This window comes from Bradyrhizobium uaiense (assembly GCF_010811875.1).
In the GTDB taxonomy this organism is placed as follows: domain Bacteria; phylum Pseudomonadota; class Alphaproteobacteria; order Rhizobiales; family Xanthobacteraceae; genus Bradyrhizobium; species Bradyrhizobium uaiense.
The window spans coordinates 1-9104 of the sequence record NZ_VKHP01000327.1 but is presented as its reverse complement, the minus strand read 5'-3'; the positions used below and the strand labels follow the sequence as shown (position 1 = coordinate 9104).

The following is a 9104-nucleotide window of genomic DNA, read 5'->3' as shown; positions in this document are numbered from 1 at the left end:
GCTGCAAAATCCGTTCGAACCGCAATCGGTTGGCCCATGGCAACTCCCTCCAGTTGCCATGTTGAATCATCGATCCTCTGATTTGGGAATGCCCGCCGTGAGTCAGCACCTCCGCGGATTGGTATAAGCCGGCGCGATCAGCGCCTCGGCGGCCGTGATCAACGCGATCACGGATGCGATCGGCAAGAACAACCTGGAAATGCCCGCGACCCCGGGCCGGGTGTGGCGCACGATCCACTCGGCTTAAAGAGGGAGCAACGAAGATGTACCAGACCACTTATCATCGCGCCTCCTCGGTCGACGAAGCGGCGAGCCTGTTCGCCAAGGGCAAAGATTCGAAGCATCTCGCCGGCGGCCACACGCTGCTGCCGGTCATGGCGAGGCCGATTGAGGTATGTGCACGCGTCGAGCCTCAAGTTAATGATCCTCTGCGGATTCCGACGAAAGAAGCGCGAGGCGAACCCGCTTTCTCGGCACTTGCACATACCTCAATCAGCCTCGCCACAGCCGTCAAGGCTTGATTCGTACGTGGCGTGAGGTTGTAACCTGAGACCGAACGCGCGGCCAATTTCCAAATTGAAGCCGGAGCAGGACGGCTTGTTTGAGATGAAAGCGGACCGTCTTGCGTCTATACGGGCCAGGTTCAAACCCGACGTGCCGCACCGCTCTTTCAAAAGAAGGGTGCGGGTAATGAGCGAACACAGAGAAGGGGGAGGACTGTCGTTCTTTGGCTTTGTTGCGGTCGTCGACTGAGCGAACGGCTTAGCTCCGGGTCAGCTATGAAGATTTACCTCATCTAGGGAGAGTGGTGTGGAGTCCAACTATAACGAATCGTTCAATACGGACGCTTGGATGCATCAATACGCTGCTTTGCAAGAGCAGCAGCGGACGAGGCAAGAGTCGGATCATATTCCTGCGGATCGTCGGATCATCGCGCCAATCTCATCAGGGTGATGGCACAGCGGCGCGGTGGCAGCGATGGCGTGATCATGGGTTTCTTTTTCGCCGAGCACTTGCAGCGCACTCGGTGAGTTCTCCCCCACTGCGAGGACCTCGTGTCCTCGCGACTTTTTGCGCCGCATTCATCTAGCCGGGAGCAAATCGATATGAGCTGGAAAGCCCCAAAAATCGCCGAATTACCGGTCGGTCTCGAAATCAACATGTATGCGTGCGCCGTTCGCAAGGAGGTAACCAGAAAGCTGGGAGCTTGAAGACAGATCCTATCCTTGCGGTCAACGATCGGAGTGAGCACTACCCTCGTAAACAACACCACACCTGAGGCAATCTCAAGGAGGAGACAAGATGACGATCACGATGACTCATAACGCCAAGTCTGCCGCTGAGCACCGTATTCAGCCGTTGGCGAATTTCAAGCTTGCAGCAGGAGTCACTCTGGCGGTGCTAGCGCTGATGGTGTTCTGGCGCATCTTTCAGCAGGTCTATGCTTGGAGTGCCGGCCTGGATTCGACTGAGCCCGCGTTCGATGCCGCCTGGATGACGCTGCTGAAGGTTGAGCTTAGCGTCATCCCTTTGCTCTGGGTGGTGACCTGGGCGTATCTATGGTTCACGCGAGACCGCAATCTTGGCGCGCTCAAACCGCGGGAAGAGCTCCGGCGTTACTTCAATCTGGTCCTGTTCATCTTCGTCTATGCCTTTTGCGTCTGGTTCGCTACCAGCTTCTTTGCCGAGCAGGACGCCTCCTGGCATCAGGTTGTGGTCCGGGATACAAGCTTCACGCCGAGTCACATCGTGCTGTTCTACGGCACCATGCCACTCTACGTGCTGTTTGGCGTGGGATCATTTCTGTACGCGATGACGAGACTGCCGAAGTTCGCAACGCAGATCTCAATTCCATTCGGGCTCGCGGTTGTAGGTCCGTTTCTAATATTGCCGAACTTGGGCTACAACGAGTGGGGCCATGCCTTCTTCCTGATGGAAGAGGTGTTCTCCTATCCCTTGCACTGGGGCTTTGTCGTGATGGGCTGGAGTGTGCTGGCCTTGGGTGGGCTCCTGATCCAGATCGCGATGCACATGCTCGAAGTGATCGGGCGGCTTTCCAAAGAGGACGAAGTTTCGGTCGCCACCCAGCGCTGAAACCGCTTATGAACCATCAATCGCTGACAGCCCGGCATGTGCAAAGCCTGCCGCTGTAATCATGTCGGGCGTCGGTTTCCAGGAAGGTCGATCTCAACTCGGTAAAAGAATTAGGAGGAAGCCATGCAAGGAGGAACGTCTGTGAGACTGTATGGGCTCGAATGGCCTAAAGAGTCAGCAAGAATCTCAAGAGTGTTTGACCTTCTCGTCGCCGCCATCCTTTTTCTGGCCGTCTCCGGCGCATTCCACCTGCATTACATGCTGACCGCAGGGGACTGGGATATGTGGATCGATTGGAAAGACAGACAGTGGTGGGTCACCCTGACTCCAATTATGGCCATAACATTCCCTGCAGCTTTGCAGTATGTGTTTTGGACGAAATTTAGACTTCCAATCGCCGCTACATTTGCGGTCGTTTGTCTCCTGTTCGGTCAGTGGATAAATCGATATTTCGGATTCCACCTGTGGTCGTACTTTCCGATGAGCGAGGTCATTCCAGCGCTGCTGATACCTGGCGCACTAGTCCTCGATGTCGCTCTTTTGCTGACCGGGAATTTTTTGTTCACGGCGATGTCCGGCGCCTTTGCATTCGCACTGCTTTTCTACCCGACTAACTGGTTTTGGCTGGCGCCATATCGGCTACCCGTAGAAGTGATGGGGCAGCTTGTTTCCGTGGGCGATTACATCAGCTATGCCTTCACCCGCACCGCCCTGCCTGAGTATATCCGGCTGATAGAGCGGGGCACGCTTCGAACTTTTGGTGGCCACTCAGCCATTATCGCGTCCTTTTTCTCGGCGTTCGTATCCATACTGATGTATTTGGCGTGGTGGCATATCGGAATGCTCCTCGCTCGTGTGGTAACGACGCCAAACACCCTGAAAAATTTCATGGGGCTCACCGATAAGGATGAGCCAGCTGAGACAGCCCAAAAAGCCATAGACGGCACCAGCCTGCAAGGGCGCTTCGTCGCAGCCGAATGATCCTGCTGGGACTGTGGAGGACTCCAAATGAGAACATTCTGTTTCCGCAAAAGCTCACGCGTGCTTGTAATCTTATCGGCAGCGGCGGCGATCATGCAGATCGGAATACTGACCTTCGTCCCAGATGCTGCTCTGGCGCATGGTGAGCGCAATCAGGAGCCGTTTCTGCGGATGCGAACGGCTCATTTTTACGATGTGAAGTGGAGCACGAACGAAATTCCCGTGAACGGTGAAATCGTTGTCACGGGCAAGTTCCGACTCTTCCCGATCTGGCCAGTCAACCTACCCCTTCCCGAAGCGGCCTTTCTGGGAAACGGGACGCCGGGCCCGGTGCTAGCCCGAACCGAGAGCTACATTAATGGCGTCCCAGCAATTCAGTCCACCAAACTGGAGTTGAACCGGGACTATGAATTCAAAACAGTGCTCAAAGGACGAGTGCCAGGCCACCATCACGTCCATCCGATGATCAACGTGATGGGAGCCGGGCCGCTGCTCGGACCGGGAAACTGGCTGACGGTGACGGGGAACGAAAGCGACTTCAAGCTTCCAATCAAAACTCTCAGTGGCGAGACTATCGACAATCTCGAGACCTGGGGCCTTGGCAGGGTGTTCTTCTGGCATGGCTTGTGGGTTGCGATCGCCATCGTGTGGCTTGTCTGGTGGTTGCGCCGGCCGCTCCTGCTGCCTCGTTTTCGCGCGTTGACGGAAAAAGGCGGCGATCGATCTCAGCTCGTTACCAGCACCGATCGCCTATTCGGGGCCGGTTTGCTCGTGGCGACGATTCTCATCGTATTCTTCGGCTTTCAGGCGACCGACGCCGCTTATCCAAGGACCGTGCCGCTGCAGGGGTCCCGCGCAACCGTCGAGCCCCTACCGGAAGTGCCTGAGCAGGTCAAAGTTGTGGTCAACAAGTCAAACTATGACGTCCCTGGCCGCTCGCTTCGTATGAACGTGACACTGACGAACAATGGGAGCACGCCAGCACAGCTTGGCGAGTTCTTAACTTCCAATCAGCGCTTCATCAACCATGAGGTTAGCCAGGCAATGGCGACGGTGGATCCGAGTTACCCCAAGGAATTGCTTCCTCCGAATGGGCTTAAGGTGAGCGACAGCCGACCGCTCAAGCCGGGTGAAACGAAGACAGTCGATATCGAAGCGGCCGACGCGGCATGGGAGACGGAGCGCTTGAGTAGCCTGATCAACGATCCGGACAACACGTTGGGAGGACTGTTGTTCTTCTATGACGAGCACGGCAAACGGACAATCTCAAACGTCAGCGGCCCCATGGTCCCTGTATTCACCGATCCCGACAACCGCACGGCAGAGAATCCGAAAGGAGGTGCGGGTTGAACATCGTAAAAGCCGCAGTGCTTGGAATTCCATCTTTGCTCCTCATCCTCGACTGCGGTGGGGCGCGGCCAGCGATTGCACACGGGGGAGTATCGATGGAGAAAGACGTGTGCAAGCTTCGCGCTGGGCCCTATATGATGCACTTTACCGGATACCAGCCGGCCAAGCAGGGGAATCAGGAATTTTGCGAGGACATTCCGGAAATCGGCCGCACGGTCATCGTCTTGGATGCCGTCGGTGATGTGTTACGTGATCTGCCCATCGAGGTGCGGTTGTTGCGCGACGCCGGCAACGACGTAGACAGCGAGGCCGTCCTTCGAATCCCGCCAAAACAATATCCGACAGGCTCACTATCGTTTCAGTACACGTTCCCCGAATCCGGGCGCTTTGTGGGCCTCGTGACAGTCGGCGACGGACCGAAATACGTATCGAGATTTCCGTTTTCGGTTGGTTACGGCAACGGGCTTTGGGTCCGATATAGGGACAGTTTCGCAATCGTTCTAGGAACGCTGGCAGCCGGGGCCGCCCTGTTTTGGTACTCCACGTTGCGCAAGGAAAGCTAGGCTAGCACTTTGTCGGCCGCTGTCCGGCAATAAGGGTCACACTCATGTCTCACGAAAAACACGGAAACAAGAGCGATTGCATCCGAGTAGCGACGGGACCGTCACTCGATCATGCTGGCACGCCAAACTTGACCGCCGGCACCGGCAGGGCGCGAGCTAGGCTGATTCAAGGGACGGTAAAAGAACTCTCGTCCGCAAGCAGGCGTCCGGTATCAGCGCTTGGCATCACGTTGCTGTGCGTTGGCCTCGTGTGCCTGCCGACGGCTGCCTCTGCACATGCCGCTCTCGTGAAGTCCGATCCCGCGAGCCGGGCAGTGTTAGCTCATTCGCCGCAGCAGATCGAACTGTGCTTCAACGAACGCATAGAGCTCAAGTTTTCGAAAGTGGAGCTCAAGAACGCCAACGGTCAGTCGCTAACGCTCGGCGATTTGAAAGCAGGCAATGATCCGAAGTGCATGGTAACGGCAGTATCTGACATGAGACCGGGCAGCTATTCGGTTCATTACCGCGTGCTCTCGCAAGACGGGCATGTGGTGGACTACGGCTATCAGTTCACCGTCGAGGAACGTTAGGCATGCGGAATGACGGTATTGTTTCCAGCTCTGTGCAAGGCCATCGCTGACATTGCGCTTGCATGGGTCATAGGCGGAGTACTCTTTCTGTTGCTGGCAGCGCCGTCTTCCGATCCGTTCCTTGCCGCTTGGCAAAGACGAGTGCAGGTGAGCTTTCTCTGGGCGGCCGGCATTCACCTCTTCGCTACCGCTGGGTTATTTATCGCTCAAGCCGCGATTGCGACAGATATGGCACTACCGGAGATAGTAGCGTCTGGCCAGACGCTGGAAAGCTTCGGATTTGACACACATTACGGTCGGATCACGCTTGCAAGGTTAGCGCTCTCTCTTCTTTTGCTGCTGCCGACAGCGATCCTAATTCGCGGCTGGTCGAGGCAGCAGCAACGTTTAGCTTCAATCGTGACAGCCGGGACAGCAGCACTGATCGCGCTGATTGGTCCACTTGCTGGACACGCCGCCGGGGAAGACGACAGCCGTTGGCTCGTTCCGACCTATCAACTTCACGTGCTCGCGGTTTCTGCTTGGCTTGGGGCCTTACCGGCTTGGATCTGGCTGGTGGCTTCGGTCGCTGTCACCCCCACGGAGACTCGGCGCGTCTATGTCGCAGCGACGCTGCGACGTTTCTCCCAACTAGCAATCGGTTTCGTGGTCGTCGTCGTCGCATCAGGTTTGGTGCTCGCGTTTAGCTCCGCTAGTTCGGCTGGTGAGTGGCTTGGCACGACCTACGGTCAACTAATTATAACGAAGCTTGCTCTACTTGCATGCATCCTGTTGGTGGCCAATCGGATTCGCACGCGCTTCCTACCCGTCATGGAAACCGTAGGAGCAAAACCCGCGGCTTTTCTTGCAGGAGCTGGATGGGCAGCAACTGAATTCTTTTGCGGTGTTCTGATCGTCGGCTGCGCAGCCGCGCTCTCTTCAGTCATACCAGCACGACATGATCAGCCCATCTGGTGGCTGCCGTTTCGCTTTTCGATCGAAGCCACGTGGCCGGCGTGGCCGACGCCCGTTATCGCGGCGGGCGCCTTCTCACTAGCACTATTGTCACTCTTCTGGGGCCTGCTCGTTTGTTTGAGAAAGCCGCAAAAGATAAAAGCAGTTGCAGCCGGCGCCGCCGCCGTTATTTCGGTCGCAGGCGGTCTGTGGCAGATATCCGTGCAAGCCTATCCCGATACTTACCGCCGCCCGTCGGTCGCCTATTCGACGATATCAATAACCAATGGAAAGCGTCTATTTGCCCAGAATTGTGCGGCTTGCCACGGCAGCGGAGGGCTTGGCGATGGTCCGGCGGCATCGACCCTTCCCAAGCCGCCCGCGAATTTGAGCGAACCGCATACTGCGCTGCACACGGCCGGCGACATGTTTTGGTGGCTCAGCCATGGAATTCCAAAAAGCGGCATGCCCGGATTTGCTGATGTGTTGGACGAACAGGCCCGCTGGGATGTGATCAACTTCCTGCGGACGTTTTCAGAGGGATTTCAGGCGCGCCTCCTGTCGCCTGAAATCGTACCCGATCATCCGTGGCTGGGGGCTCCAAATTTTTTCTTAGAGGACGAGAATGGGGCGGAGAGGGAGCTGAAGGACTTCCGTGAGCAAAGCAATGTGCTGCTCGTGTTTCCCGAAAAGTCCGACGCAATGCGCGTTAAACAGCTACGCCTTGAGCAGAAAAGATTCCGGAAAGAACGATTGTGGGCGATTATCGTGTCGCCGGACGCAAAGCTGGCGGCGGGCGTCCCGAATGTCCGGCATGGAGCACAAGAGGTTAGAGAAAGTTACGATCTGCTCTCCCGTAGCACTACAAATCGTGGAGATCCCAAGCGTTTGGAAATGGGAAGACATTCCATGGAATTCCTAATCGACAGGTTCGGATACATTCGTGCGCGCTGGTTGCAGGAGGAGGACGAATGTGGTTGGCAAAATTCCGACGAGCTGATCTCGCAGGTCCGAGTTCTCAATAGAGAGTCCAAAATTCTCCCGCCACCCGCTCAACATGTGCACTGAATTAGTGGAAATCTTTCAGGGCTCGCAAACAAAGGAGGAAAGCTTGCAAATATCATCCCGTCCCAATCGGTTTGGCGATCGATTCGAACAGTTCATTTGGTGCATGATTCTTGTGGCTGGCGCTCTGGTCGCGGCTCCAGCCCACGCACAACACCATGAGCCGGGCATGCACCATATGCACGGGTCCGACGGTGCGCCTGTTGCGAGATCGGGAAATACCCGCGAGCTGCCCGCATTGAAGATCCTCCTGCCGCAATCGGGTAGTACCATCGGCGAGCGTGTTGCTTTCGTTTTCCAAGCCGACGATAACATCGCAGAAATGACCATGAGCTCTGCCAATCCGAGCGTTCATCTGCATGTTGCGATGGACGAAACCGAGCTCATGCCAATGGCGGACCAGCTGACCCAGCTCGGTGATGGCCACTATCTCTATGTTTTCGATCTCCCTGCCAAGCCTGGTCGGCACACAATAAGACTCTATTGGGCGGATCCGCAGCATCACACGATCTCCGAGACGGTACAGACCCTCAACGTGGTTGTGAAGGAATCAAAATGAGCAAGCCGTCAATCATTGAGGGCTTAGGTGTGAGCCAAACGCGGACTTCGCATGTCGACCGCAAGTGACTACTACCCGGACTGGGTCGCGTGCGGCGTTGCCTCTTATCGCACACTATATTGCCCTATCCTCACCGAGGGCCAAAGCTCGTTGAGAGCAAGCGCGTTGGCCGCTCCTCGTTACTGATGCCACACCGATTGACGTGGGGTCGTCGCTCTGCGCATTGCGGCTGATGATCGGCACGGTCGTGACGACACCGGACTTGTGCTGCCGCTGCTACTGCTGGTCATGAGGCTCGTCGACGACACGCCCCCTGGATCGCAGATGCTTGCGCCGGCGGCTGCGGGCATCGGCGCGCAATTCATTTTGGGCGGGACTGATAGGCTTCCGCTGTGGCGAGCTTGTCTGAAAGATCGTAGCCGGCGGGGTCGGAGCCGAGTTCGGTTACCCCCTTGGCTAGTTCGGTGCGGAGCGAGCTCTGCAAGTCATCGTCATAGGTTGCAATGCTTGTGCGGATCGCGGCTCTCCACTGGTCGCCGCGATCCCATGCTTCCGTAAGAGCAGAAGCAAGATCGGCATGCTGGCGGTTCGCGATCATCGCCTCGATGATCGATCTGGCCTGAAGCCGATCCTTCGCGCTCTTCGCGGTCGCATCGCGATCCACCTTCCGGCGGGATCCAACGATGAGCTTGTGGATGGCGTATCGTTCCGGCGACGGGACAAGGACCGCCACGCCTGCTCCATGCAGCAGCACCGCGCGGATCGGCTGATAGATCAGGTAATCGAGGAAGCGGAGCGGAGACGCCGCCGCCCCGCCCAGCGCCTGCTCGTCGGACGACTGGTTCGGCGTCAGGAACTCAACGTTGAAGTTGCCTCTCGATACGAATCGGGTGGAGAGCCTGCCATCGGCCTGGCTCGGAACCTCGCGAAACGTAGGGTCGACTTGGCGAAGCACGTCCAGGATGGGTGGCATGGAGTCCTTGATGG

9 protein-coding genes and 1 pseudogene are annotated in these 9104 nt (G+C 57.0%); 9 read left to right on the top strand and 1 reads right to left on the bottom strand.

The window, feature by feature from the left end:
- Positions 1-263: 263 nt before the first annotated feature.
- From FNJ47_RS42220 to FNJ47_RS42180, 9 genes and pseudogenes are all read left to right on the top strand, one after another.
- Positions 264-377 (top strand): annotated as a pseudogene (locus FNJ47_RS42220) (FAD binding domain-containing protein); the annotation flags it as partial.
- A 729-nt stretch (positions 378-1106) separates the two neighbouring features.
- Positions 1107-1211: a pyrroloquinoline quinone precursor peptide PqqA gene (gene pqqA, locus FNJ47_RS42215; RefSeq protein WP_163162216.1), complete on the top strand. Its 105-nt coding sequence runs from the start codon at positions 1107-1109 to the stop codon at positions 1209-1211.
- A 91-nt stretch (positions 1212-1302) separates the two neighbouring features.
- Complete coding sequence (amoC, locus tag FNJ47_RS42210; protein ID WP_163162213.1) at positions 1303-2094, top strand: bacterial ammonia monooxygenase, subunit AmoC; 792 nt, start codon at positions 1303-1305, stop codon at positions 2092-2094.
- Between the two features lie 123 nt (positions 2095-2217).
- Complete coding sequence (gene amoA, locus FNJ47_RS42205) at positions 2218-3075, top strand: bacterial ammonia monooxygenase, subunit AmoA (RefSeq protein WP_163162211.1); 858 nt, start codon at positions 2218-2220, stop codon at positions 3073-3075.
- A gap of 27 nt (positions 3076-3102) precedes the next feature.
- Complete coding sequence (gene amoB / locus FNJ47_RS42200) at positions 3103-4425, top strand: bacterial ammonia monooxygenase, subunit AmoB (RefSeq protein WP_163162209.1); 1323 nt, start codon at positions 3103-3105, stop codon at positions 4423-4425.
- A complete protein-coding gene (locus tag FNJ47_RS42195) occupies positions 4422-4988 on the top strand; it encodes a hypothetical protein (protein ID WP_163162207.1) in 567 nt (188 codons plus the stop codon). The genes amoB and FNJ47_RS42195 overlap by 4 nt, the downstream gene beginning before the upstream one ends.
- Positions 4989-5116: 128 nt before the next feature.
- The gene (locus FNJ47_RS42190) at positions 5117-5560 is read left to right on the top strand and encodes a copper resistance CopC family protein (RefSeq protein WP_163162205.1); all 444 of its coding nucleotides are present in this window, start codon (positions 5117-5119) and stop codon (positions 5558-5560) included.
- A 9-nt stretch (positions 5561-5569) separates the two neighbouring features.
- Complete coding sequence (locus FNJ47_RS42185) at positions 5570-7561, top strand: c-type cytochrome (protein WP_163162203.1); 1992 nt, start codon at positions 5570-5572, stop codon at positions 7559-7561.
- Positions 7562-7604: 43 nt separating this feature from the next.
- On the top strand, positions 7605-8117 hold the full coding sequence (locus FNJ47_RS42180; protein WP_163162201.1) for a hypothetical protein: 513 nt from the start codon (positions 7605-7607) through the stop codon (positions 8115-8117).
- Between the two features lie 361 nt (positions 8118-8478).
- Here the strand turns inward: FNJ47_RS42180 and FNJ47_RS42175 are convergent.
- Positions 8479-9104: GSU2403 family nucleotidyltransferase fold protein (locus FNJ47_RS42175; protein WP_249778687.1), on the bottom strand; the 626-nt coding region annotated here is incomplete at its 5' end.

Bases quoted from the DNA above. Each gene is read 5' to 3' on its own strand.
- pqqA (WP_163162216.1), top strand. From the start codon at position 1,107: ATGAGCTGGAAAGCCCCAAAAATCGCCGAATTACCGGTCGGTCTCGAA.
- amoC (WP_163162213.1), top strand. From the start codon at position 1,303: ATGACGATCACGATGACTCATAACGCCAAGTCTGCCGCTGAGCACCGT.
- amoA (WP_163162211.1), top strand. From the start codon at position 2,218: ATGCAAGGAGGAACGTCTGTGAGACTGTATGGGCTCGAATGGCCTAAA.
- amoB (WP_163162209.1), top strand. From the start codon at position 3,103: ATGAGAACATTCTGTTTCCGCAAAAGCTCACGCGTGCTTGTAATCTTA.
- FNJ47_RS42185 (WP_163162203.1), top strand. From the start codon at position 5,570: ATGACGGTATTGTTTCCAGCTCTGTGCAAGGCCATCGCTGACATTGCG.